We start from the raw sequence: 24,620 nt of genomic DNA on the forward strand, positions 1-24,620 counted from the left end.
ACATGCGCTTGGGCCGGTTGCCTCCGTGAACTTGCCCGCCTCCGTGGCGTTTGGTGAGGATCGTGGGGTGACGTTGATACGACCGACTGCCGAAGCGGCCGGCGACGGCGGCTCCGCACGACTCCGCGGCACGGGCCGGGCCGTCGCCGTCCTGGTCGTGGTGACACTGGGCACGCTGGTCCCGCTGCTGGGCCCGTCCGCCGCGCTGCACGACACCGGCGAGGCGCCCGCCCCGGGCACGGCCGGCATCGCCCTGCTGCGGACGGTGCTGTTCGCGGCGCTGTGCGTCCCGGTGGGCGAGCTGTTCGTGGCGCGGCTGGCCCGGCGGGTGCCCGAAGCGCCCGGCGAACGGCCGCGGAGCTGGGCGGCGTACGCGGCGGGCGCCGGATTCGCCGCCGCGCTGGGGCTCGCCTCGGTGGTGGCGACCGGCAATCTGGTGCCGCACGGCCTCGGCCAGATCGACGTGGGCGGCCTGTACTCCACCCGCGACGGCAAGCTGGCGCTCCTGGAGGTCAACGCGTTCCTGCTGGCGGGGCTGTGCGCCGTGTCGGGCCGGCCCGGCCGGCAGGTGTGGCCGCTGACGGCGGTCGTCGTGGCGGAGGCGCTGCGCGCCCACCCGGTGACCGAGCACAGCCCGCCGGTCGGCTCCGCGCTGACACTGGTGCATCTGACGTGCGCCGCCCTGTGGGTGGGCGGGCTGCTGTGCGTGCTGCGCACGATCGGTCGGTGGCGCGGCGGTGCGGCGGGAACGGCGCTGCTCGGCAGGTACGCGCGCGTGGCGGTCGTCCTCCTCGCCGCGATCACCGCGAGCGGGGTGTTCAGTTCGCTGCGCCGCATGCCCGCGGACACGATCCTGGACCAGCTGACCACGACTGCGTACGGGCGCGCCCTGCTGGCGAAGGTGCTGCTCGTGGCCGTCGCCGCCCTGCTGGCCCTGTGGGCGCGGATGCGGCTGGCCCGCGCGGCCGACCCGCTGACCGCCTGCTCCCCCGCCCGCGCCGAAGTCGTCCTGCTGGGCCTGGCGGTGACCGTGTCGGGGCTGCTCACGGCGCTCCCGTTGCCCATCCGGTGGTGACGGCCCGGCACCCGGCGACGTGCCGGACAGCGGAGGCCCGGTGCCTCCGGCACGACCTGGTCGTCGCGTCGTGGCGCGCATGGCGGGGATCCTTCTCGTGCGTTTCGGGGTCGCACCTGTGCCCGGGATCGCCGGGCGCCTTCACGGTACGCGGGGGCAGGCGCGCGCCGCGCGCGGAGGGGCGCACGGAAGGGAAGGGAGCGTGAACCGGCGCGTCACACCCCCGCCGCGCTCAGAAGGCTCCCGACCGCGTACGTCACCCCCATCGCCAGGGCGCCGCCTCCGACGTTGCGCAGCACCGCCCGGCCGGGTCGGGCCGCGCCGAGCCGGGCGCTGCTCCAGCCGGTGAGGACGAGCGTGGCCAGCACGGAGAGGACGGTGACCGGCAGCCGCCAGTCCGCGGGAGGCAGCACGATGGCCAGCAGCGGCAGCAGGGCGCCCACGGTGAAGGCGAGGAAGCTCGCCCAGGCGGCGTGCCAGGGGTTCGTCAGCGCGTCGGGGTCGATGCCGAGCTCCACGCGCGCGTGCGCCCTGAGCGCGTCGCGTTCGGTCAGCTGCCGGGCCGCCTCCACGGCCACCTCCCTGGACAGGCCGCGGTCCTCCAGGAGTTGGGTGAGTTCGACCAGTTCCGCGTCCGGCTGCTCGTGCAACTCCCGCGTCTCCAGGGCCAGGGCGGCCTTCTCCGAGTCGCGCTGCGTCGACACCGAAACGTACTCGCCGGCCGCCATCGACATCGACCCGGCCAGCAGTCCGGCCAGCCCCGCCGTCAGCAGCGCCGAGCGGTCGTCCGTCGCGCCGGCGACACCGACGACCAGGCCCGCGGTGGACACGATGCCGTCATTGGCGCCGAGGACCGCGGCACGCAGCCAGTTCAGCCGGCTGCCCAGCGCAGCGCCGTGCGCCTCGTCATGCGTGGGTTCCGTCACGGAACCGAGCATGGCACCACGCGACGGGCGCGTCCCGCAGCGACGCCCCTCCGCTAGCGGACCAAACAAGCAGACCAATGGGGACACTCCGGGCGAAGTCCCCTGTGCGGCGGCGCCCTTGCGGCAGCCGGACATGCCGGACGCGCGGCCCGGGCTGTCGGCCCCGGCCCGTATCCTCAGGGACCATGCTCGAAGACCGCACGACCGCAGTGTCCTCCCCCACCCAGTGGCCGACCGCGTATCCCCCGGGATACGCGGTCGTTGACGTGGAGACCACCGGCCTGGCGAGGGACGACCGGATCATCTCCGCGGCCGTGTACCGGCTGGACGCGCGCGGCGAGGTCGAGGACCACTGGTACACGACGGTCAACCCGGAGCGGGACCCGGGCCCGGTGTGGATCCACGGCCTGACGAGCGAGGCCCTGGAGGGGTCACCCCTCTTCGGTGACATCGCCGGGGAGTTCGCGCGCCGGCTGGAAGGGCGGGTGCTCGTCGCGCACAACGCCGTCTTCGACTGGCAGATGATCGCCCGGGAGTACGCGCGGGCCAACCGGGAGGCGCCGGTCAGACAGCGGCTGTGCACGATCGCGCTGTCCAAGGCGCTGGCGCTGCCGCTGTCCAACCACAAGCTGGAGACCCTCGCCGCGCACTTCGGCGTGGTGCAGCGGCAAGCGCACCACGCCCTGGACGACGCGCGCGTGCTGGCGGAGGCGTTCCGCCCCAGCCTGCGGGCCGCCGCAGCCGGCGGCGTACGGCTGCCGCTGCACGAGTGCCGGCCGCTGACGGAGTGGCACGACCGGCCCGCGCCGCTCATCGGCCGGCAGGCGGGCGCCCGCGGCGGGAGTGGTTGGCGCCCGGCCCGGAAGCGGCCGGCCTGCCCCCACCCGAACCCGGGACGGTACGCGGAGGGCGGGCGGCTCAAGCAGGGCATGCGCGTGGCGTTCTCCGGGGACACCTCGATCGACCGGGAGCTGCTGGAGGACCGCGCGACCGAGGCGGGACTGCACGTCTCCACCAGCCTGTCCCGGCTGACCAGCCTGCTGGTGACGAACGACCCCGATTCGGGCACGTCGAAGGCGGTCAAGGCGCGGCAGTACGGTACGCCGGTGCTCGACGAGGCGGCGTTCGGACAGTTGCTGAGGGACGTGGAACCCGCGGACGGGTGAGCACCGGCGCCCGGACCCGGACCCGTACGGACGGGTGAACGCGACGCGACTCGCCCGGCGCCGCCTCGCCCCGCTCCCGCCGACGGCCCACCCTGTGGCCCATGGCGAGATGCGAAGTTTGCGGCAATGACTATGGAATGACTTTCGAGGTGCACGCCCAGGGAGCGGTCCACGTCTTCGACTGCTTCTCCTGTGCGATCCACCGCATGGCCCCCATCTGCGAGCACTGCCGGGTCCAGATCATCGGCCAGGGCGTCGATGTCGACGGCCACTGGTACTGCGGTGCCCACTGCGCCCGCGCGGAAGGGGAGGCGGGCATCGTCGACCGGGTCTGATCCGCCCGGCCCCCTTCCTCCACCCCCCTGAGGACACCCCGCGGCCGGGAGGTACGGTCGTGGGGTGTACCGCTTCCTGTTGTCCCGGCAGTGGGTGATCCTCACGCTGGTCGCCCTGCTGCTCATCCCCACGATGATCAGGCTGGGCATCTGGCAGATGCACCGCTACGACGAGCGCAGCGCCCGCAACCAGCTCGTCTCCGACGCGCTGAAGGCCGACCCGGTGCCCGTGGAGTCGCTGACGTCCCCGGGGCATGCCGTGACCCGGCTCCAGCGGTATCGCACCGTGTCCGCCGAGGGGCGCTTCGACACCGCGCACGAGGTGGTGGTGCGGCGGCGCGTCAACGCCGACGACAAGGTAGGGTTCCACGTCCTCACCCCGTTCGTCCTGGCGGACGGCAGGGTGGTGCTGGTCGACCGCGGCTGGATCCCCGCCGACGGCCCGAGCCAGACAGCGTTCCCCGAGGTCCCCGCCCCGCCCCGCGGCGAGGTGACCGTCACCGGGCGGCTGATGCCGGACGAGACGACCGAGGCGAGCGGCATCAAGGACATCAAGGACCTGCCGGACCGGCAGGTCATGCTGATCGACAGCGGGCAGCAGGCGCGGCGCCTCGGCGGCCCGGTGCTCGGCGGGTACGTCGTGCTGACCGCGCCGGAGCCGAAGGGCGGCACGCCGGAGCTGATCGGCAAGCCGGGCATGGAGAACGCCCCGCTGAACTACGCGTACGCCATCCAGTGGTGGCTGTTCGCCGCGGGTGTGCCCGTGGGCTGGATCGTCCTGGCCCGCCGTGAGGCGCGGGAGCGCCGCGAGGCGGCGGCGAAACGACCGGCACAGGAGTCGGCAGCGGCAGCGGTCTGAGCCGCTACGGCACCGACGGCACGGCCGTGGACGGGCTGCCCGGCGGCGAGGGCGTCTTCCTGGTGTGCTCCTTCTGGCCCGCTCGCCGACGCACTCGACGCCACCGGCCGCACCAAGGAGGCCAGGCAGCTGTTCGAGCGGCCGGCGGCCTCGCCGACGACGTGGGCCCGCTGTCCGAGGAGTACGGCCCCGAGGCCGGACGGCACCCGGGGGACTTCCCGCCGGCCTCCAGTCACATCGGCCTGGTCAACACGGCCCTCGCCCTCTTCCGGGAGGAGCAGGCAGGATAGGGCCATGGATCTTGGACTGAAGGACCGGGTGTACGTGGTCACCGGCGCCACGCGAGGACTCGGCAACGCCGTGGCGCGTGAGCTGGTCGCCGACGGGGCGAAGGTGGTCCTCACCGGGCGGGACGGGAAGCGGACCGCCGACGCGGCGGCCGAACTGGGTCCGGACGCGGTCGGGGTCGCCGTCGACAACGCCGACCCCGAGGCGCCGGCGCGGCTCGTCGCCGCGGCGCGGGAGCACTTCGGTGGCTTCGACGGCATCCTCATCAGCGTGGGGGGTCCGCCGCCGGGCTTCGTCGCCGACAACACCGACGAGCAGTGGCAGCACGCGTTCGAGTCGGTGTTCCTCGGTGCGGTGCGGCTCGCCCGCACGGCCGCGGCCGAGCTGGAGGCGGGCGGCGTCATCGGGTTCGTACTGTCGGGCTCGGTGCACGAGCCGATCCCGGGCCTGACCGTCTCCAACGGGCTGCGCCCCGGACTCGCCGGATTCGCCAAGTCGCTCTCCGACGAGCTGGGGCCCCGGGGCATCCGGGTGGTGGGGCTGCTGCCCGCCCGCATCGACACCGACCGGGTCCGCGAGCTGGACGGGCTGTCGGCGGACCCGGAGGCGACGCGGGCGGCCAACGAGGCGCAGATCCCGATGCGGCGCTACGGCACGCCCGCGGAGTTCGGCCGGACGGCGGCCTTCCTGCTGTCGCCGGCCGCCTCCTATCTGACGGGCATCATGGTCCCGGTGGACGGCGGGGCCCGGCACGGTTTCTGAACCGGACCGCCGCCCGGACGCGGACGGGGTCAACTGACCCTTTCGGCGCGGTGCTTGGCGGCGCGCAGGCGCACCTCGGCGGGCAGTGACGCGAGGCCCGCCGAGTCGCGGGCGTGGGCCAGGGCCCGGCTCGTGAGTTCGCTCAACGCAGTCCCGGGGTCCACGTGCGGTTCCAGCAGGAGCCGCACCCGGGTCCCGGGGGCGATGCGGCGGCCGGTGAGGTGGACGTGCGCCCGTTCCACGCCGTCCATGGCGTTCGCCTCAGCGGTGAGGACGGACTCCAGTGCCCGGCCGCGCACCAGGGCACCCGCCCCGTCGCCGGTGTCGACGAGGACCTCGGCGAGTCGGCGACGGCGCAGCACCGCGGTCAGCCACCACAGGGCGAGCACGACGAGCACGGCGAGCACCGCCAGGACCGTGGGCCACCACCAGCCCTCGTCCTGCCAGCGGCTCCGCTCGGCCTGGCTGAGCAGGACGTCGTCGCGTCCGTCGTGGATCCACCACGACGGCGGCGGCGCGCCGAGCCCGACGGCGAGCACCGAGCCGCCCAGCACGAGCAGGACCAGACCCACGAAGCCGGTCAGCACCCGGTTGACGGTCCTCAGCACTGCGCTCACCCCTTCCGCCCGGGCCGCCGGACGCGCACCGACAGCCGCGGTGGGCGAACGAGCCCCAGGCCGCCGACCGCGTCGCCGAGCACCAGGTCCAGGTCGGCGCGTACCTCGTCCAGGTCTCGGAAGTGCGACCTCACCTGTACGTCGGCCCGGGTGCGGCTCATCCGGACCCGTACCGACTGCACGCCGGCCACCTCCATGGCCCGGTCGCGCAGGACCAGCTCGGCGGCGGCGCGGTGCAGTCCGGCGCGTACGTCCGGGTGGGTGCGCCGCATCGGCAGCACGTCGCGCAGGCCGGGTGTGGCGGCCAGCACGATCAGCCACAGACCGAGCGCGGCGACGACACCCGCGCCGAGCAGCACCCAGGTGTCGTCGAGGGGGCGCTGCGCCAGTTGGTCGGCAAGGGTGCGGCGCCACTGCATGGCGGGCCGGCCGGCGCGGACGGAGGCGATGTCGTAGAGGAAGACGCCGGCGACGGCGAGGACGAGCAGGGCGACGATCGCCGCGGGAACGCGGCGGGCGGACCAGAATCGGCCACGCCGGCCGCGCCCTCCGCCCTGGGGCGGGGCCGCCGGGCCCGCCGGCGGGCGGAGGGCGCGGCCGGGGGCGTCGGAGGACGGGTCGGGCCCGCCGCCCTCCTCCAGGACCGGCAGCCGCTGTGTGGTGCCCTCGCGCTCGCCCTCGTCGCGGGGCTCGCTCATCGCGTCCTCCCCTGTGCCTCGCCGTAGGCCGCGGCCAGGTGCAGGCGTTCGACCTGGACGGCGACCTCCGGGACCTCCATGCCCACCAACGCGCCTACCCGCTCCGTCACATGGCGACGCACGGCACGGCAACGGGCGCCGATGTCCGTGGGGTAGCCGAGTTCGAGGTGGACGCGGATGCGGGCCGCGTGGTGGTGCACGACGACGGTGGCGTGCGGGCGGCGGGCCTCGCCCGGCAGGGCGCCGGCCGCCTCCCGGGCCGCCTGCGCGGCGATCTTCGCGACGACCCGGTCGGCGATCCGTGTGGCGCCGCGCTCTGCGGGCGGCGGGGTGGCCGGTGCGCTTCGGAGCTCGGTGGCTCCTGTGGTCACGGCCGTCACCGCCGCCGGTCGTCACGCGTGCGGGTGCGGAAGAACTCTCCGGCCTCCAGATCGCCCTCCAGGAACCGGCCGACGACGAACCCGACGGCGCCCAGGGCCGCCACCAGCAGGAAGGCGCCGAAACCACCGAAGTACCCGGCGAAGCCCAGCGCCATCCCGGCGATCAAGCCGACCGCGGCCATCCTCATGGTGCGCTCCCCTCAGTCCGTCCGTGTGTCCGTACGTCCGTGCGCGGGCCCGCGTGTCACTGGAGCCGGGACTCCGGCTCCTCGTCCTCCTCGTCCGGGAGCTTCACGTCGCTCACGGCGATGTTGACCTCGACGACCTCCAGGCCCGTCATCCGCTCCACAGCCGCGATCACGTTCTCCCGCACGGCCCGCGCCACGTCGGAGATCGACACCCCGTAGTCGACGACGATCTCCAGGTCGAGAGCGGTCTGGACCTCGCCGACCTCGACCTTCACGCCCCGGGTGACGGCCTTGGAACCGCCGGGGACGCGGTCGCGGACGGCGCCGAAGGTGCGGGACAGGCCGCTGCCCATGGCGTGCACACCGACCACGTCCCGTGCGGCCATTCCGGCGATCTTCTCCACCACGCCGTCGGCGATGGTGGTCCGTCCACGGCCGGCGGGATCTCCGCCGCCGCGCCGCGTGGCCTGGGTCCTGCGCGTCCCGGCAGTCTCCGGCCCGTCGCTGTCCTTCTCGGGGTTCCTGGTCCTGCCCCCGGCCGTCGTGTCGGTCATCGCCGTACGTCCCTTTCGGTCGTCGTCCTTCGACCATGTGGTGTTCCTCCGACCACCGTAAGGGCGGTTGCCCGATCGCGCCTCGGACATGCGGCAGGCTGGAGCAATGACGGCACAGCAGTGGACACAGCACATACGGCACCGGCTGGCGCTGGGCAGGCTGGTGCCTCTGGGCGGTCCGCGGGACGGCTCGTGGATCGCGGAGCGGGCGGCCGGGGCGGTGCTGCGGCGCGCCGCCGCCGACGTGCCGGGAGTGCGGCTGGGCGGGCTGCGCATCGCGCTCGCCGACCCGGAGGGGGCGGCGGTGCCCGTCGTGCCACCCCCTCCGAGCGCGCTGCCGCCCGGCGCCCTGCGGGTGTCCGCGGAGCTGTCGGCGACGGCGGCCGAGCCGCTGCCCGTGGCCACGGGCCGCCTGCGCGCGGCGCTGGGGCGAGCGGCGCGGGACCTCGGTCTGGAGGTCACGGAGGTGGATCTGCGGGTGACGGCACTGCTGGAGGAGGAGCCCGCACCGGAGACGGTGCGGGTGCCCCCGCCGGAGCCGGCCGCGGAGAGCACCGGGCCCGACGAGGCGCGCGCCGCCCGGGCGGCCCGGTCCGTCGCGGGCGTGGCGGCGCTGACCGGTGTGCTGGGGCACGCGGTGCACGTGCAGGAGGAGGCCCGGCCGGACACGCTGCCGAGGAGGTACGTCCGGGTGGAGATCGCCGTGGGCGCGGGCCACCGGGCCGTGGAGGTGGCACGGGAGGCCCGCGCGGCGGTGTCCGCGGCCTGGGAGGATCACCCGATCGTGGCCGTGCTGGTGACGGCGGTCGGCTGACCGCGTCCCCGGCCCCGGACGTCCCGCGCCCCGCGCGTCCGCCCGTCCGGTGACGAGCGCGACGGTCCCGCACCCCTGCGGCCCCTACGGGCCTGCACCCGCCCTCCCGGCACCGGTCCTCACACCGCGGCACAGGCCGGCGGCACCCCGTCGGCCACGGCTCCGCCCGGGTGGGATCCGTTGGCCGACGAGGCGCCCGCGCAGCACCGGAGCGGTGGCGGGCCTCAGGGGCGGATCACTCGCCGAGGCCGGCCAGGTCGCGCAGGCGCCGGGCCTGCGCCTGGCGCTCGGCGGCGCGCTGCTCGTCGTAGGTGCGCCCCGCGGCGTCGCGGAGGAGGGCCTTGGTCTCGATCACGGCGTCCCGCGGTGCGGCCAGCAGGGCGGCGGCGAGGTCCGCGACCGCGCCGCCGAGTTCGTCGGTGGGCACGGCGAGGTTGGCCAGGCCGGAGGCGACCGCCTCCTCGGCCGTGACGAACCGCCCGGTGGCGCAGATCTCCAGCGCGCGGGCGTATCCGACGAGGCCGACCAACGGGTGCGTACCGGTGAGGTCCGGAACGAGCCCGAGGCTGGTCTCGCGCATGGCGAACTGCACATCGTCGGCGACGACGCGCAGGTCGCAGGCGAGGGCGAGCTGGAAGCCCGCCCCGATGGCATGTCCCTGTACGGCGGCGATGGAGACGAGGTCGCTCCGCCGCCACCATGTGAAGGCCTCCTGGAAGGAGGCGATCGCCGCGTCCAGGTGGGCGTCGCTGCTGCGTGCGAGGTCGATGAACGACGGCTCGCCCTCGATCCCCTCGGGCGTGAACATCTGCCGGTCCAGGCCCGCGGAGAAGGACATGCCCTCGCCGCGCAGCACGGCGACGCGGACGGAGCCCGGCAGCAGCTGCCCGGCCTCGACGAGCGCCCGCCACATGGCGGGGCTCTGCGCGTTGCGCTTGGCCGGGTTGGTCAGCGTCACCGTGGCGATGGCGTCGTCGACGGTGAGCCGTACGCCGTCCTTGTCGAGCAGGGGAACGAGGTGTTCCGTGTCGGGCTGGGCGGACGAAGCCATGGCATGCCTCCGGTGGGTGCGGTCAGCTAAGTGACTGCACAGTAACCACCCGGCCGAGCTGGGTGAACCCCAGCCCCCCGTCCATGGGGGGAGACCGGCCGGGTGGCCACCATCGAGGCCGATGGGCCGCCCGGGGAATCAGGCCGTCTGGGCCTTCTTGCCCCGCGTCGCCCCGCCACGCCCTCGGAGCGTGACACCCGACTCACTGAGCATGCGGTGCACAAAGCCATACGAGCGGCCGGTCTCCTCGGCCAACGCCCGGATGCTCGCACCGGCGTCGTACTTCTTCTTCAGGTCTGCCGCGAGCTTGTCGCGCGCGGCGCCGGTCACCCGGCTGCCCTTCTTCAGAGTCTCGGCCACCCGTGCCTCCTCATGGGAAGTGCGCTCTGGTCTCCTCATGATCACCCCTCCGGGGCCCGATGGCCACCCATTCGGCAAGGTCCGTGCGAGAGGGATTTGACGACAGGAGCGCATCCCCACAATCGGAACCTGTGATTCCTGACACTGGTGTGCGCACCGCTGAACGGGGGCTTCCGCGAAGTGGCAGGTCAGAGCAGTACGACGGCCGGGCCCCCGGAAGCGGGGAACCCGGCCGCATAGTGCGTGCAGGACACACCTTGGTACGAGGAGATCTCACACAGATGATGGATCACAGATGGGCCGAATGATCCATACACAGTGGATCACTCATTCGATCAAGCCAGGGCGACGAGATCCGCGTAGTCCGCACCCCACAGGTCCTCGACACCGTCCGGCAGCAGGATGATCCGCTCCGGCTGCAGCGCCTCGACGGCGCCCTCGTCGTGGGTCACCAGGACGACGGCACCCTTGTAGGTGCGCAGCGCACCGAGGATCTCCTCGCGGCTGGCCGGGTCGAGGTTGTTGGTCGGCTCGTCCAGCAGCAGTACGTTCGCCGAGGAGACCACCAGCGTGGCCAGCGCGAGGCGGGTCTTCTCGCCGCCGGAGAGGACGCCCGCCGGCTTGTCGACGTCGTCGCCGGAGAACAGGAACGAGCCGAGCACCTTGCGCACCTCGACGAGGTCCATGTCGGGGGCGGCGGAGCGCATGTTCTCCAGGACCGTCCGGTCCGGATCCAGGGTCTCGTGCTCCTGCGCGTAGTAGCCGGCCTTGAAGCCGTGGCCGGGGATCACCGCGCCGGTGTCGGGCTGCTCGACCCCCGCGAGGAGCCGGAGCAGGGTCGTCTTGCCGGCGCCGTTGAGGCCGAGGATGACGACCCGCGAGCCCTTGTCGACGGCCAGGTCGACGTCGGTGAAGATCTCCAGGGAGCCGTACGACTTCGACAGGCCCTCCGCGGTCAGCGGGGTCTTGCCGCAGGGCGCGGGCTCGGGGAAGCGGAGCCGGGCCACCTTGTCCTGCTGACGGACCTCGTCGAGACCGGCGAGGAGCCGCTCCGCGCGGCGGGCCATGTTCTGCGCGGCAACCGTCTTGGTGGCCTTCGCCCGCATCTTGTCGGCCTGGGCGTTGAGCGCGGCGGCCTTCTTCTCGGCGTTGGCACGCTCGCGCCTGCGGCGCTTCTCGTCGGCCTCGCGCTGCTGCTGGTACAGCTTCCAGCCCATGTTGTAGATGTCGATCGCGGCGCGGTTGGCGTCCAGGTAGAAGACCTTGTTGACGACCGTCTCCACCAGGTCGACGTCGTGGGAGATCACGACGAAGCCGCCGCGGTAGGTCTTGAGGTAGTCACGCAGCCAGATGATCGAATCGGCGTCGAGGTGGTTGGTCGGCTCGTCCAGCAGCAGTGTGTCCGCGTCGGAGAAAAGGATGCGGGCGAGTTCGATCCGGCGCCGCTGACCGCCGGAGAGGGTGTGCAGCGGCTGGCCGAGCACCCGGTCGGGCAGGTTGAGCGCGGCGGCGATGGTGGCGGCCTCGGCCTCGGCCGCGTACCCGCCCTTGGTGAGGAACTCCGTCTCCTGGCGCTCGTACTGCCTGAGCGCCTTCTCCCGGGTGCTGCCCTGGCCGGTGGCGATGCGCTGCTCGTTCTCACGCATCTTGCGGATCAGCACGTCGAGGCCGCGGGCGGACAGGATGCGGTCGCGGGCGAGGACGTCGAGGTCGCCGGTGCGCGGGTCCTGCGGGAGGTAGCCGACCTCACCGGACCGGGTGATGGCGCCGGCGGCGGGGATGCCCTCACCCGCGAGGCACTTGGTCAGCGTGGTCTTGCCGGCGCCGTTGCGGCCGACCAGACCGATGCGGTCGCCCTTGGCGACGCGGAAGGAGGCGTTCTCGATGAGGATGCGGGCACCGGCGCGCAGCTCGATACCGGAGGCGGAGATCACGGACAGACTCCAGGGCGATGAGGGGTGGCGGGTGGGCGGCTGAGGACGTTCCCGCCGTCTAGTGCGCGAGGAGAATGGCCATGCGGCCAGTCTAACGGGGCGGTGCAACCGGTTTTCCCGCGTACCTGTGTTCGGTTCGTCTCCTCCGTTCGGGTGGGCGCCGGCGCCCCGCGTGCCCCGGGACGTACGTCCCGGGGACACCCGCCTGACTCACCCTCCCGTGTGCACCTGGAAGGCCGCGCGCCGCACGGCCTTGGCCAGCGCCGGGTCCGGGTGTGCCGCGGCGAGCGCGACCAGCACCTGCACGGTCCGGGGGTGACCGACGGCGCGCACCTCGTTCAGCAGCGCCGGGACGGTGGGCTGGAGCGCGGACTCCAGGTGGCGCACCAGCATCGGCGCCTCGCCGTGGTCGGCGACGGCCGCGGCGGTGTCGACCCACAGCCAGGTGGCCTCCTCCCGGGTGAGGACCTCGTGGGCGTCCTCGGGGTCGACGCCGTCGTGCTCGGCGAGCCACAGCAGGGCGTACGGCCGCAGGGGGGGCTCGCCGACGGCGGCGTGCACGTCGGGCTCGGCGGGGGCGCCGACGACGCGGAGCGCCTCGAAGGCGAGGCCGCGCAGCAGGGCGTCGTCGCCGCGGGCGGCGTCGAGGAGTTCGGTGACCGCGCTGCCGACGGGGCGGGCGGCGAGCCAGGCGCGGTACTCGGCCCGGGCCGCGTTCGGACGCAGCTGGGCGCAGCCGCGCAGCATGTCCTCGGCCGACTGCTCGATGTTGCCTGCGGGGCTCTGCGCGGCGACGCAGATCTGCTCCAGCTTGACCCAGACCGCCCAGCTGCCGAGTGGCGTGAGCGTGGCCTGTCCGTCGCCGTAGGTCAGGGCGCCGACGGCGGCGAGCGCGCCCAGCGCCCAGTCCAGCAGCGGCGCCAGCCCGGCACCGGCCGTGCCCTCCGCCACGTCGGCGACGGCGACGGGCAGGGGGGTGGCCGCCGGGGCCGGCAGCGCGGTCTCGGGCACGGGCTCCCGGTCCGCGGCGCCGGGCACGGTTGCCCCGGGCCCGGCGGCCGCGGCGAGGGCGGCCGGGGCCGCCGGGCCGGGCGGGGAGTCGTAGGGGACCTCGCAGCGCTCGGTGCGCAGTTCGGTCACCCGCTGGTGCAGCAGGTCCAGGAGTTGCTCGACGGGGACGGGTCCGGCGGACAGCTGGAGAAAGGAAAGCACCTGCGGCATGGCCGAGACGACCTCGGCGACGGCGGCGGGCTCGCGGTCGGCGGGTTCCGGGTGGGCGAGCGACCAGGCGTCGAAGAGGGCGACCCAGCCGCGCAGCACGGCGCTGTCGTCGCGGTCCCAGGCGCGCAGCCGCCAACCGGGGCGGGCGCTGTCGCCGTGCACCTCGACGAGGCCGGCCAGGCGGGCGGTGTCCCAGTCGGCGCGGACCTGAGAGGTGGTCAGCCCGATTTGCTCGGCCGCCCGTTCTGCGGTCGCGTCGGAGAGGGTGGCCTTGCCGTCGGCGGTGGCGCCGTTCCGGCCCGGGCCGAGGGCGGTGTCGGCCCAGCGGGCGACGCGGACCGCGCCGGCCAGTCCGGAGCGTGCCATTCCGGCCAGTTCCGCGGGAGCCGGCGTGCCCTCGGGCGGGCGGGGCGCGCGGCGGCGCGGGGGCCGCTGGTTCACTGCTCTCGGGACGGCGGCCAGGGGTCGCGGGCGGACGAGTCGAAGCCTGGAGTCGCGCGGGATACGGGACGTCACAGGTGCAGTCTTCCGGTTGACGGTCCGAAAACCCAAACGGAACGTCACGGGGGGCGACGGGGATGGCCAACGGAGACGGTCCGGAAGGATCCGGGAGGCGGGAACCGGCCAGTGGCCCGAGCATGGCCCGAACCGGTGAGGGAGGCCGGGCGGGGACGTAAGCGGAATGAGGTTGACCGGCTTGGATCCGGGTGTGGCCACGGGTCCCGAGCGGCCGTCGCGGGGTCGTCACATCAGCGGGGTCAGGAAGCGGCGCAGGCCCTCCTCGTAGCCGGCCGGGTCCTCGTTCCACATGGCGGAGTGCGGGGCGTGCGGGACGACGCGCAAGGTGACCAGATCGGGGCGGCGGGCCGCGAGGCGGCGGGAGTAGCCCCAGGGGGCCACGGTGTCGCCGGGCCCGTGGACGATCAGGGTCGGCACAGAGAGCCGGCCGGGGTCGGCGGCCTCGTCGGTACGGTCGGCGTGCAGTCCGGTGCGGCCCTGCGCGGCACGGACCGCGAGCGGGAGGAGCGGTCCGGGGGTGTGCCGGGCCGCGGCCAGGGCGCGCAGCGTCGCCTCCCAGCTGAGCACCGGGGAGTCCAGGACGAGCCCGGAGATCCTGTTCCGCAGGCCGGAGTGCGCGGCGGCGCGCAGCGCCATGGTGGCACCGGTGGACCAGCCGAGCAGGACCACGCGGCGGGCGTCGTGGCGCTCGGCGTACCGGATCGCCGCGTCCAGGTCGCGCCACTCGCTGTCGCCGAGGTGGTTCAGGCCGTCCGGGGAGCGGGGCGCGCCGAGGTCCCCGCGGTAGGCGAGGGCGAGCACCGGCAGGCGCAGCCGGTGCAGGGACGGCATGAGGTTCATGGCCTGTTCCCGCGTGGTGCCCAGGCCGTGCACGGCGATGACCCAGGTGTCCCGGGCGCCCGGCACGAACCAGGCGGGCAACGGGCCGAGTTCGCCGGGGACCTCGACGTCGGCGTGGTCCAGACCGAGGGCGGTCCGCGGGTCGCCGACGTGCAGCGTGGGCGTGAGCCGCACCCGGTCGCCGGGGGCGAGGGTGCCGTGGGTCACGCGGTCGAGGCGGCGCACCACGGTGTCGGCCGGGTGACCGGCGTCCGTGAGCACCCGGCCGACGATCGCGTGGGCGTCGTCCCCTTCGAGGCCGTAGGTGCCGGGCCGCAGGGAGGCCAGGTCCCGGGTGAGGGTGATCCGGTCGGCCCCCGCGGCGTGCACGGTGAGCCGGGGCTCGGTGGGCAGCGGCCGTCCGGGGGACGCCCTGAGCGCGGCGTCGCTGGCGAGCCGGCCGGCGACCACGGCGGCGGCCCCGGCACCCATCACGGCGGTGACGGCAGCGGCGGCCGTCGCTGTGGCAGTGCGCACGGATCCAGTGTCGTGGCCCGTCCGGCCTCCGGCCAGTGGAGAGCCGGCCCGGGGTGACGCCCCCTCACCCGCGCTGCCCGTATCCCCGCAGTTTCTCGGCCGCCGCCGCGAGGTCCTCCGGCGCCAGCAGGTGGGGTGTGCGGCCGGGGACCGAGGAGGCCGTCAGCCACAGCCGGCACATCCACTCCAGCTGGGCCGTGCGGTCGTAGGCCTGGTCCAGTGTGGCGCCGTGGGCGACGGTGCCGTGGTTCTGGAGGAGGCAGGCGGTGCGGCCGGTGAGCGCCTGCAGCATGGCCTCGGCCAGTTCCGGGGTGCCGTAGGTGGCGTACGGCGCGACCCGGACGGGACCGCCGAGGGCGGCCGCCATGTAGTGCACGAGCGGCAGTTCCGGCACGAGCAGGGAGACGGCGGTCGCGTGCACGGCGTGGGTGTGCACGACGGCGCGGGCCTCGGTCCGGCGGTGGAGGGCGAGGTGCAGGGGCAGCTCGCTGGTGGGGGCGAGCGCGCCGCGCACCTGACGGCCGTCGAGGTCGACCCCGGTGAGGTCGTCCGGGGTGAGCCGGTCGTAGGGCACGCCCGACGGCGTGACCAGCACCACGTCACCGACGCGTACGGAGACGTTGCCGGAGGTGCCGACGACCAGCCCGTCGGTGACGGTGCGCCGCGCGGTGGCGACGAGCGCCTCCCAGGCGCGCGCCTCCGCCGCGCGCGCGCCGCTCGCCCACGGCGCGCGTCCGCCCTCCGTACTCCCGCGCGCACGCTGCCCCGTGTGCCGTGCGCCCGCCGCGGCGTCCTGCGCGCCCCGCTGCTGCTCTGCCATGCCGCGATCCTTCCAGCCCGGTCCGCCGTGCGCCGCCGGACCGAGGCACTCCGGTTCCGCCGGCCCCCGTCACGGGCCACCGGGAGGCGCGCGCCGGGGTGCGCCGGCCCCGCCCGGGCCGCCCACCGCGCGTCGCGGAACACCCCGGCGCTGTCCGGCGCACTCCGGTGCACCAGTCAGGCGACGGCCGGAAGGACGGGGCGTTCCCAGCGGTACGACAGGGACGCCGGGTGGAGTGACAAGGATCTCTTCGGGACCCCCGGCGACGCGCCGCGCAGGCCCGCCCCCGGCGCTCGGCCGTGCGGCGCCTGGGTCGCCGCTCCCGAGCGGACCCTCGACCCCCTCTCGGGACACCGCGAGTCCTGCCTCAGTTCACCTTCCGTTCACCCAGGTTACCTACGTTCGTCCGGCCAATGACTTCGAACGATTGCCTGGGTAAATGGAAAGCTTCTCGCTGATCCTCGCGATAGTGGTGATCACCGCTCTCGCGTTCGATTTCACGAACGGTTTCCACGACACCGCCAACGCGATGGCCACGACCATCTCCACCGGTGCTCTCAAGCCCAAGGTCGCGGTGGTCATGTCCGCCGTACTGAACCTTGTCGGCGCATTTCTCTCCGTCGAGGTCGCCAACACGATCTCCAAGGGTCTCGTCGACGAGACCGGCATCCGTCCCGAGGTCATCTTCGCCGCCCTGGTCGGCGCGATCCTCTGGAACCTGCTGACCTGGCTGGTGGGCCTGCCCTCCAGCTCCTCGCACGCCCTGATGGGCGGCCTCATCGGCGCCACCGTCGCCTCGGCCGGCTTCGGCGCCGTCCACAACGGTGTGCTCGTCACCAAGGTGCTCCTGCCGGCGGTCGCCGCGCCGATCGTGGCGGGCCTCGCCGCCCTGTTCGCGACCCGCCTGTCGTACGTCGTGGGCAAGAAGGCCGAGGGCAAGGCGGCCGAGAAGGGCTACCGCGCCGGCCAGATCGCCTCCGCCGGCCTGGTCTCCCTCGCCCACGGCACCAACGACGCCCAGAAGACGATGGGCATCATCACCCTCGCCCTGGTCGCCGGCGGCTCCATCGCCCCCGACTCCGACCCTCCCACCTGGGTGATCCTCTCCGCCGGCCTGGCCATCGCGCTCGGCACCTACATCGGCGGCTGGCGCATCATCCGCACCATGGGCAAGGGCCTCACCGAACTGGCGCCGCAGCAGGGCTTCGCCGCCCAGACCAGCGCCGCCACGGCCATCCTGGCCTCCTCCCACCTCGGTTTCTCGCTGTCCACCACGCACGTCGTCTCCGGCTCGGTGATGGGTGCGGGCCTGGGCCGCAAGGGCGGTGTGGTGCGCTGGTCGACCGCGACCCGCATGGTCGTGGCCTGGGCGCTGACCCTTCCGGCCGCCGCCCTGGTCGGCGCACTCGCCGAGAAGGTCACCGGGCTGGGTGACTGGGGCACGGCCGTGGTCGCCGTCTTCCTCGTCGGCTCCAGCGCCGCGATCTGGAAGCTCTCGCGCCGCGAGGTCGTCAACCACAGCAACGTCAACGACGCCGAGGAGCCGGTCGGCGTGGTGACCACCGCCATCGCCGCCGTGACCCCGCCCCCGGCGTCCGTGCCGGTGATCGAGGACCTGTCGGCCACCGTCCCCGCCCCGCCTGCGACGGCAGAGTCCGCCCCGTCGGCTCCGCCGGCCGCGGTCTGACCGCGCCCACCCAGGCACTCCACCACTCAAGGAAGCAGCAGCATGAAGATCGACTGGGCGGCACTCGGTTCCGTGTTCGGCGTCAGCCTCGTGGTGACCGTGGCCCTCGTGGCCGTGTTCACCCTCGGCGTCGTGGGGCTCTCCCTCCGCGAACGGGCCACGGCCCGGGGCGGCTCGGCGGCCCTGGCGGCCACCGGCGCCTACCTGTGCTTCGCGGCCTGCGCGACGGCCGTGGCGTACGGCATCCATCTGATCGTGGCCTGACCGGCCGGGCCGCTTCGCCCGACCTCCCGTACGGCCCCTCCGTCCGCCCTGTCGGGCCCGCCTCACCGGTGGGCCGGGCAGGGCGGACGTCGTTGTCCGCCCCCTACGGCGCACCCCCACGGGCCTTGGCGCCGTCCGGTGCGAACCGGGCAGGGCACGGGGCCCGTTGACGCGACTGCCACGGTCGGCCGCCGCACCGGAGCAGCCACCCCGTCGCCGGCCCTCGGCGCCCCCGGCCACCGCCGGTGGCCCAGGTCGTCCCGGTTCGTCCTGCCCGGACGGGCGCCCGGCGCGCGGGCGGCGCGCCCCCGCGCGCGGGGCGCTCACCGCACCGGGGTGTGGGCTTCTGCACACTCCCCCCGCGCAGGTCAACGGCAAGTTGACGGCCCTTCGGAGGCCGTGGTGGACTTCCGGGGCCATGTACGGCGGCAGGAGAGGAAGCCGGTGCGAATCCGGCGCGGTCCCGCCACTGTCACCGGGGTGAGAACCCCGGGAGCCAGGAACTCTCACCGCCGGTCTCGTCGAACCAGGGCGCGGACACCCTGAGTGAGGACACATATCGCCATGCTCGGCTGCCGATCGAGGTCCCGTACCAGGCTCACCCCTGCCCCGTGCCCCGCGGCCGGCTGAGCCCATGCGTGCCGAACGCGTCTTCGCGTACGGCGCCGCCGCCGGCCTTCTCGGCGACCTGGTTCTCGGCGACCCGCGCCGCGGGCATCCTGTCGCCGCGTTCGGGCGTGCCGCGGCTGCCGTCGAACGCGTCCTGTACCGCGACCACCTCGGCCGGGGAGCACTGCACACCGCCGTGTGCGCCGGGGGCGCCGTCGCGCTGGGTGCCGTCGCCGCGCGCGCCGTGCGCCGCTCCCCCGCCGTCTCCGTCGCGCTGACCGCGGTCGCCACCTGGTCCGTCGTCGGCGGTACGTCCCTGGCCCGCGAGGCCCGGACCGTCGGGGAGGCGCTGGCCAACGGGGACGTCGAGGCGGCCCGCCGGCGGCTGCCCCACCTGTGCGGGCGGGACCCGCAGGCCCTGGACGCCGACGGGATCGCCCGCGCGGTCGTGGAGTCCGTGGCCGAGAACACCTCCGACGCCGTGGTGGGCGCGCTGGTGTGGGGCGCCGCCGCCGGAGTGCCGGGGCTGCTCGGGTTCCGGGCCGTCAACACCCTCGACGCCATGGTGGGCCACCGCTCCCCCCGCTACCGCCGCTACGGCTGGGCCTCCGCCCGGCTCGACGACGCCGCCGGGTGGCCCGGCGCGCGGCTGACCGCCGTGCTCGCCGCGCTGGCCGGTCCCGATCCCCGGGGCGCCGCCCGCGCCTGGCGGGCCGACGCCTCCCGGCACCCGAGCCCCAACGCCGGTCCCGTGGAGGCGTCCTTCGCCGGGGCGCTCGGCGTACGGCTCGGCGGAACGCTGTCGTACGGGGGGCGCGTGGAGCACCGGCCCGTCCTGAACGGGCAGGGGCGCGCCGTCCACCCGAACGACATCGACCGTGCCGTACGCCTCTCCCGGCGGGTTGGCTGGCTCGCGCTCGGCGCCGGTGCCGCCGCGCGCCTCCTCGTGAAGGGACGCAGCTCATGAACGGCGGTCTCCTCGTCGCCGGCACCACCTCCGACGCCGGCAAGAGCGTCGTCACCGCCGGGATCTGCCGCTGGCTGGTGCGGCAGGGCGTCAAGGTCGCGCCGTTCAAGGCCCAGAACATGTCCCTCAACTCCTTCGTGACACGGGAGGGAGCCGAGATCGGGCGGGCACAGGCCATGCAGGCGCAGGCGTGCCGGATCGAGCCGACCGCGCTGATGAACCCCGTGCTGCTCAAGCCCGGCGGGGAGCAGAGCAGCCAGGTCGTGCTGCTGGGCAGGCCCGTGGGCGAGCTGAGCGCCCGCGGCTACCACGGAGGGCGCCAGCAGGGGCTGCTGGGCACGGTGGTGGAGTGCCTGACCGAGTTGCGGGGCACGTATGACGCGGTGATCTGTGAGGGGGCCGGTTCGCCCGCCGAGATCAATCTGCGACGGACCGACATCGTCAACATGGGCGTGGCGCGCGCGGCGCGGCTGCCCGTCCTCGTCGTCGGGGACATCGACCGCGGCGGCGTCTTCGCGTCCTTCTTCGGCACCGTCGCGCTGCTGTCGCCCGAGGACCAGGAGCTGGTCGCGGGGTTCCTGGTCAACAAGTTCCGCGGCGACGTGTCCCTGCTGGAGCCCGGGCTGGACATGCTCCGCGGCCTCACCGGCCGGGGCACGTACGGCGTGCTGCCGTTCCGGAACGGCCTCGGCATCGACGAGGAGGACGGACTGAGGGTGTCGCTGCGCGGCACGGTCCGCGAGTCGCGGGTGTCCGCGCCCGTCGGCGAGGACGTGCTGCGCGTCGCCGTCTGCGCGATCCCCCTGATGTCGAACTTCACGGACGTCGACGCGCTCGCCGCCGAACCGGGCGTGGTGGTGCGGTTCGTGGACCGTCCCGAGGAACTGGCGGACGCGGACCTGGTGGTGGTGCCCGGGACCCGCGGGACCGTCCGTGCACTGGACTGGCTGCACGAGCGCGGCCTCGCCGCGGCGATCCGGCGCAGGGCGGCCGAGCACCGCCCCGTCCTGGGCATCTGCGGCGGATTCCAGATCCTCGCCGAACACATCGAGGACGACGTGGAGAGCCGGCGCGGCCGGGTCGACGGGCTCGGGATCCTGCCCGTGCGGGTCGAGTTCGCGCCCGGCAAGACCCTCGCCCGGCCCGTCGGCGAAGCCCTCGGCGAGCAGGTCGCCGGGTACGAGATCCACCACGGGGTGGCCGAGGTGCACGGCGGCACGCCCTTCCTGGACGGCTGCCGGACCGGCCAGACCTGGGGCACCCACTGGCACGGCTCGCTGGAGTCGGACGGGTTCCGGCGCGCCTTCCTGCGCGAGGTGGCCGCCGCCGCCGGCCGCCGGTTCGTGCCGGCACCGGACACCTCCTTCGCCGCGCTGCGCGAGGAGCAGCTCGACCGGCTCGGCGACCTGATCGAACAGCACGCGGACACGGACGCGCTGTGGCGGCTCATCGAGTCGGGCGCGCCGCAAGGACTGCCTTTCATTCCACCGGGAGCGCCCGCATGAGCACAGTGTTGTTGTTGTCGACCGCCGACACGGACCTGCTGGCGGCCCGCGCCTCGGGTGCGCCGTACCGGATCGGCAATCCCACGCGCGTGGACGTGGCGGAGGAACTCCCCGCGCTGGTCGACGGCGCCGGCATCGCCGTCGTACGGCTGCTGGGCGGCAAGCGGGCCTGGGAGGACGGGCTGGCCGCGCTGAAGGCCTCCGGCGTCCCGACCGTGCTGCTCGGCGGCGAGGCCGTGCCGGACGCGGAGCTGATGGCCGAGTCGAGCGTGCCCGCCGGTGTGGTCGCGGAGGCGCTGAAGTACCTCGTCGAGGGCGGTCCGGAGAACCTGACCGAGCTGGCCCGCTTCCTGTCCGACACCGTGCTGCTGACCGGCGAGGGCTTCGCCGCGCCCCGGCGGATGCCGGAGTACGGGGTGCACGGCGACCGCACCGTGCGGGAGGGCCGGCCGACCGTCGGCGTGCTCTTCTACCGGGCGCACGAACTGAGCGGCAACACCGCCTTCGTCGACACCCTGTGCGACGCGATCGAGGCGCAGGGCGCCAACGCCCTTCCCGTGTACTGCGGTTCGCTGCGCGGCGCGGACGCCGGACTGTACGAGACCCTCGGCCGGGCGGACGCCCTGGTCGCCACGGTCCTGGCGGCCGGCGGCACACACGCCTCGCAGGCGTCGGCAGGAGGCGACGAGGAGGCCTGGGACGTCGGGGCGCTGGCCGACCTCGACGTCCCGGTGCTGCAGGGCCTGTGCCTCACCTCCTCGCGGGCCGCCTGGGACGCCTCGGACGCCGCCCTGTCCCCGATGGACGCGGCGATGCAGGTCGCGATCCCGGAGTTCGACGGGCGCCTGATCACCGTGCCGTTCTCCTTCAAGGAGCAGGGCCCGGACGACGTACCGGTCTACCGGGCCGACCCCGGGCGCGCCGCACGGGTCGCCGGGATCGCCGTGCGCCACGCCCGGCTGCGGCACAAGCCGAACGCCGGGAAGCGCATCGCGCTCGTCTTCACCGCCTACCCGACCAAGCACTCGCGCGTCGGCAACGCCGTCGGCCTCGACACGCCCGCCTCGGCGGTACGCGTGCTGGACGCGCTGCGGGACGCCGGATACGTCGTCGACGGGCACCCCGACAACGGGGACGAACTGATCCACCGACTCATCGGGGCCGGTGGTCACGACGTGGAGTGGCTGACCGAGGCGCAGCTGGCCGCCGCTCCCGCGCGGGTGCCGCTCGCCGACTACCGGGCCTGGTTCGGCACACTCGACCCCGAGCTGCGCGAGGCGATGGTGGAGGCGTGGGGCGAGCCGCCGGGCAGCCTGTACGTCGACGGCGACGACATCGTGCTCGCCTCGCTGCGCTTCGGGAACGTCGTGGTCATGATCCAGCCGCCGCGCGGCTTCGGGGAGAACCCGATCGCGATCTACCACGACCCGGACATGCCGCCGTCGCACCACTACATGGCCGCCTACCGGTGGCTGGAGAACTCCTTCGGCGCCGACGCGGTCGTCCACATGGGCAAGCACGGCACGATGGAGTGGCTGCCGGGCAAGGGGCTCGGCCTGAGCGGAGGGTGCGCTCCGGACGCGGTCCTCGGGGACCTGCCGCTGATCTATCCGTTCATCGTCAACGACCCCGGCGAGGGCACCCAGGCCAAGCGGCGCGGGCACGCGACCGTGGTGGACCATCTGGTGCCGCCGATGGCGCGCGCCGACACCTACGGGGACCTGGCGAAGCTGGAACAGCTGCTGGACGAGTACGCGCTCGTCAGCGACCTGGATCCGGGGAAGGCGCCGACGGTCCGCAGCCAGATCTGGACCCTGGTGCGGGCCGCGGAACTCCACCACGACCTGCATGTCGACGAGCAGCCGGACGACGACGCGTTCGACGAGTTCGTCATGCACATCGACGGCTACCTGTGCGAGATCAAGGACGTGCAGATCCGCGACGGGCTGCACGTCCTGGGCGGCGGGCCGGTCGGCGGGCCGCGCGTGAACCTCGTGCTGGCCGTGCTGCGTGCCGCGCAGGTGTGGGGCGGACAGGCCGACGCCCTGCCGGGGCTGCGGGCCGCCCTGGCCGCTCGTTTCGGTCTGGTCGAGAAGGAGTTGCTGGCCGAACCGGGGGCTCCGGTGAAGGTGCCCGCGGAGCTGACGGACCTGGTCGCAGGTCCCTCGCGCACCGCCTCCGACGCCGTCGACCTGCTGGAGCAGCTGTGCCGGCGGATCGCGGAGGGGATGGAGGAGCGCGCCTGGGCGGTGGCCGAGGCGGCGCCGCTGGTGCGGGAGGTGCTCGGGGCCGGGCTCCCCGACGCCGTGGCCGTGCTGGAGTTCGCCTGCACCGAGGTCGTGCCGCGGCTGGCCCGGACCACCGACGAGATCGGGCACATCCTGCGGGCGCTGCGCGGGGGTTACGTCCCGGCCGGGCCCTCGGGCTCGCCGACCCGCGGGCTCGTCAACGTCCTGCCGACCGGGCGGAACTTCTACTCCGTCGACCCCAAGGCGATCCCGTCGCGCCTGAGCTGGGAGGTCGGGCAGTCGCTCGCCGACTCGCTGGTGCAGCGCTACCTGAAGGACACCGGCGGGTATCCGCAGTCGGTCGGGCTGACGGTGTGGGGGACATCGGCCATGCGGACGCAGGGCGACGACATCGCCGAGGTCCTGGCGCTGCTGGGGTGCCGGCCGGTGTGGGACGACGCGTCGAGGCGGGTGACCGGGTTCGAGGTGATCCCGCCGGAGGAGCTGGGGCGGCCCCGCATCGACGTGACGGTGCGGATCTCCGGCTTCTTCCGGGACGCCTTCCCGCACGTGGTCGGACTGCTCGACGACGCGGTGCGGGCGGTGGCCGAACTGGACGAGCCGGCCGAAGCGAACTTCGTGAAGGCCCACGCGGACGAGGACACCGCCGGGCACGGCGACCGGCGCCGGGCGACGGCCCGGATCTTCGGCTCCAAGCCGGGTGCCTACGGCGCGGGTCTGCTGCCGCTGATCGACGCCCGCAACTGGCGCTCGGACGCCGACCTCGCCGAGGTGTACGCCGTCTGGGGTGGCTACGCCTACGGCCGCGGTCTGGACGGACGGGCGGCGCGCGGCGACATGGAGACGGCGTTCCGGCGGATCGCGGTGGCGGCGAAGAACGTCGACACCAGGGAGCACGACATCGCCGATGCCGACGACTACTTCCAGTACCACGGCGGCATGGTCGCGATGGTGCGGCATCTGACCGGGGCCAGCCCCGAGGCGTACGTCGGGGATTCGGCGGTGCCCGACCAGGTGCGGACGCGGACGCTGGGCGAGGAGACGCACCGCGTGTTCCGGGCCCGGGTCGTCAATCCGCGCTGGATGGCGGCCATGCGGCGGCACGGCTACAAGGGTGCCTTCGAGATGGCGGCCACCGTGGACTACCTGTTCGGGTACGACGCGACGGCCGGCGTGGTCGACGACTGGATGTACGAGAGGTTGAGCGCGGAGTACGTCTTCTCGCCGGAGAACCAGGAGTTCATGCGGAAGTCCAACCCGTGGGCGCTGCGCGGCATCACGGAGCGCCTGCTGGAAGCGGCGGACCGAGGGCTCTGGGCGGAGCCGGACCAGGAGACCCTGGACCGGCTCCGGGCGACCTACCTCGAACTCGAGGGAGACCTGGAGGGGGACGGATGATCCGCCTCCTGACCTTCG

At 74.3% G+C, this 24,620-nt stretch carries 23 protein-coding genes, 1 pseudogene and 1 riboswitch; of the genes and pseudogenes, 12 read left to right on the plus strand and 12 right to left on the minus strand.

The genetic code is table 11. The annotated features are described in order from the left end of the window. The first annotated feature begins 67 nt into the window (after window positions 1–67). Window positions 68–1,075, plus strand: coding sequence for a CopD family protein (locus tag I3F54_RS05175; protein WP_240117401.1), 1,008 nt, complete (start codon window positions 68–70; stop codon window positions 1,073–1,075). A 215-nt stretch (window positions 1,076–1,290) separates the two neighbouring features. On the opposite strand, the gene I3F54_RS05180 is transcribed toward I3F54_RS05175, so the two are convergent. Continuing rightward, window positions 1,291–2,001 carry a VIT family protein gene (locus tag I3F54_RS05180; protein WP_240117402.1) on the minus strand — a complete coding sequence of 237 codons (711 nt, stop codon included), beginning with the start codon at window positions 1,999–2,001 and terminating at the stop codon, window positions 1,291–1,293. Window positions 2,002–2,186: 185 nt separating this feature from the next. Here I3F54_RS05180 and I3F54_RS05185 point away from each other — a divergent pair, with 185 nt between their 5' ends. The 5 genes and pseudogenes from I3F54_RS05185 (at window position 2,187) to I3F54_RS05205 (ending at window position 5,411) form a co-directional block, all read left to right on the plus strand. After that, the gene (locus I3F54_RS05185; RefSeq protein ID WP_240117403.1) at window positions 2,187–3,167 is read left to right on the plus strand and encodes a DEDDh family exonuclease; all 981 of its coding nucleotides are present in this window, start codon (window positions 2,187–2,189) and stop codon (window positions 3,165–3,167) included. Window positions 3,168–3,268: 101 nt separating this feature from the next. Next, the gene (locus I3F54_RS05190) at window positions 3,269–3,502 is read left to right on the plus strand and encodes a hypothetical protein (RefSeq protein ID WP_240117404.1); all 234 of its coding nucleotides are present in this window, start codon (window positions 3,269–3,271) and stop codon (window positions 3,500–3,502) included. A 64-nt stretch (window positions 3,503–3,566) separates the two neighbouring features. After that, window positions 3,567–4,361 (plus strand): SURF1 family protein, encoded by a 795-nt coding sequence (locus I3F54_RS05195; protein ID WP_240117405.1) that lies wholly within the window; start codon window positions 3,567–3,569, stop codon window positions 4,359–4,361. 2 nt (window positions 4,362–4,363) lie between these two features. Further along, window positions 4,364–4,651, plus strand: a pseudogene (locus I3F54_RS05200) (glycoside hydrolase family 15 protein); the annotation flags it as partial. A gap of 4 nt (window positions 4,652–4,655) precedes the next feature. Next, window positions 4,656–5,411 carry an SDR family oxidoreductase gene (locus I3F54_RS05205; RefSeq protein ID WP_240117406.1) on the plus strand — a complete coding sequence of 252 codons (756 nt, stop codon included), beginning with the start codon at window positions 4,656–4,658 and terminating at the stop codon, window positions 5,409–5,411. 29 nt (window positions 5,412–5,440) lie between these two features. On the opposite strand, the gene amaP is transcribed toward I3F54_RS05205, so the two are convergent. From amaP to I3F54_RS05230, 5 genes are read right to left on the minus strand one after another with little or no spacing between them, the layout of a single operon-like run. Next, a complete protein-coding gene (gene amaP, locus I3F54_RS05210) occupies window positions 5,441–6,028 on the minus strand; it encodes an alkaline shock response membrane anchor protein AmaP (RefSeq protein ID WP_240117407.1) in 588 nt (195 codons plus the stop codon). Then, on the minus strand, window positions 6,025–6,726 hold the full coding sequence (locus I3F54_RS05215) for a DUF6286 domain-containing protein (RefSeq protein ID WP_240117408.1): 702 nt from the start codon (window positions 6,724–6,726) through the stop codon (window positions 6,025–6,027). The genes amaP and I3F54_RS05215 overlap by 4 nt, the downstream gene beginning before the upstream one ends. After that, window positions 6,723–7,106 (minus strand): Asp23/Gls24 family envelope stress response protein, encoded by a 384-nt coding sequence (locus tag I3F54_RS05220; protein ID WP_240117409.1) that lies wholly within the window; start codon window positions 7,104–7,106, stop codon window positions 6,723–6,725. The genes I3F54_RS05215 and I3F54_RS05220 overlap by 4 nt, the downstream gene beginning before the upstream one ends. Further along, entirely contained in the window at window positions 7,103–7,294 is a 192-nt protein-coding gene (locus I3F54_RS05225; RefSeq protein WP_240117410.1) for a hypothetical protein, read from the minus strand. Before I3F54_RS05225 ends, I3F54_RS05220 begins: the two co-directional genes overlap by 4 nt. A gap of 56 nt (window positions 7,295–7,350) precedes the next feature. Further along, on the minus strand, window positions 7,351–7,848 hold the full coding sequence (locus I3F54_RS05230; RefSeq protein WP_240117411.1) for an Asp23/Gls24 family envelope stress response protein: 498 nt from the start codon (window positions 7,846–7,848) through the stop codon (window positions 7,351–7,353). 106 nt (window positions 7,849–7,954) lie between these two features. Between I3F54_RS05230 and I3F54_RS05235 the strand changes: the two genes are divergently transcribed. Further along, window positions 7,955–8,662, plus strand: coding sequence for a nucleopolyhedrovirus P10 family protein (locus tag I3F54_RS05235; protein ID WP_240117412.1), 708 nt, complete (start codon window positions 7,955–7,957; stop codon window positions 8,660–8,662). A 235-nt stretch (window positions 8,663–8,897) separates the two neighbouring features. Here the strand turns inward: I3F54_RS05235 and I3F54_RS05240 are convergent, their stop codons facing one another. The 6 genes from I3F54_RS05240 to I3F54_RS05265 form a co-directional block, all read right to left on the minus strand. Further along, complete coding sequence (locus I3F54_RS05240; RefSeq protein WP_240117413.1) at window positions 8,898–9,713, minus strand: enoyl-CoA hydratase/isomerase family protein; 816 nt, start codon at window positions 9,711–9,713, stop codon at window positions 8,898–8,900. Window positions 9,714–9,851: 138 nt separating this feature from the next. Further along, a complete protein-coding gene (locus I3F54_RS05245) occupies window positions 9,852–10,073 on the minus strand; it encodes a helix-turn-helix domain-containing protein (protein ID WP_190220789.1) in 222 nt (73 codons plus the stop codon). 335 nt (window positions 10,074–10,408) lie between these two features. Beyond that, window positions 10,409–12,007 (minus strand): ABC-F family ATP-binding cassette domain-containing protein, encoded by a 1,599-nt coding sequence (locus I3F54_RS05250; RefSeq protein WP_240117414.1) that lies wholly within the window; start codon window positions 12,005–12,007, stop codon window positions 10,409–10,411. 210 nt (window positions 12,008–12,217) lie between these two features. After that, window positions 12,218–13,744, minus strand: coding sequence for a hypothetical protein (locus tag I3F54_RS05255; RefSeq protein WP_374205860.1), 1,527 nt, complete (start codon window positions 13,742–13,744; stop codon window positions 12,218–12,220). Between the two features lie 228 nt (window positions 13,745–13,972). Continuing rightward, a complete protein-coding gene (locus tag I3F54_RS05260) occupies window positions 13,973–15,103 on the minus strand; it encodes an alpha/beta hydrolase (protein ID WP_240117416.1) in 1,131 nt (376 codons plus the stop codon). 64 nt (window positions 15,104–15,167) lie between these two features. Next, on the minus strand, window positions 15,168–15,923 hold the full coding sequence (locus I3F54_RS05265) for a class II aldolase/adducin family protein (RefSeq protein ID WP_240117417.1): 756 nt from the start codon (window positions 15,921–15,923) through the stop codon (window positions 15,168–15,170). Between the two features lie 439 nt (window positions 15,924–16,362). Here I3F54_RS05265 and I3F54_RS05270 point away from each other — a divergent pair, with 439 nt between their 5' ends. The 5 genes from I3F54_RS05270 to cobN all read left to right on the plus strand — a co-directional run bounded on the left by I3F54_RS05270 (window position 16,363) and on the right by cobN (window position 24,602). Continuing rightward, a complete protein-coding gene (locus I3F54_RS05270; protein ID WP_240117418.1) occupies window positions 16,363–17,610 on the plus strand; it encodes an inorganic phosphate transporter in 1,248 nt (415 codons plus the stop codon). Between the two features lie 42 nt (window positions 17,611–17,652). Beyond that, on the plus strand, window positions 17,653–17,874 hold the full coding sequence (locus I3F54_RS05275) for a hypothetical protein (protein ID WP_240117419.1): 222 nt from the start codon (window positions 17,653–17,655) through the stop codon (window positions 17,872–17,874). A 376-nt stretch (window positions 17,875–18,250) separates the two neighbouring features. Next, a riboswitch (cobalamin riboswitch) is annotated at window positions 18,251–18,401 on the plus strand. Between the two features lie 107 nt (window positions 18,402–18,508). Then, window positions 18,509–19,450 carry a cobalamin biosynthesis protein gene (locus I3F54_RS05280; protein WP_240117420.1) on the plus strand — a complete coding sequence of 314 codons (942 nt, stop codon included), beginning with the start codon at window positions 18,509–18,511 and terminating at the stop codon, window positions 19,448–19,450. Continuing rightward, window positions 19,447–20,955 carry a cobyric acid synthase gene (locus I3F54_RS05285; protein ID WP_240117421.1) on the plus strand — a complete coding sequence of 503 codons (1,509 nt, stop codon included), beginning with the start codon at window positions 19,447–19,449 and terminating at the stop codon, window positions 20,953–20,955. Before I3F54_RS05280 ends, I3F54_RS05285 begins: the two co-directional genes overlap by 4 nt. Then, complete coding sequence (cobN, locus tag I3F54_RS05290; RefSeq protein ID WP_240117422.1) at window positions 20,952–24,602, plus strand: cobaltochelatase subunit CobN; 3,651 nt, start codon at window positions 20,952–20,954, stop codon at window positions 24,600–24,602. The genes I3F54_RS05285 and cobN overlap by 4 nt, the downstream gene beginning before the upstream one ends. The last annotated feature ends 18 nt before the right edge of the window (window positions 24,603–24,620 follow it).

The organism is Streptomyces sp. MUM 2J (assembly GCF_022414535.1).
Lineage (GTDB): Bacteria > Actinomycetota > Actinomycetes > Streptomycetales > Streptomycetaceae > Streptomyces.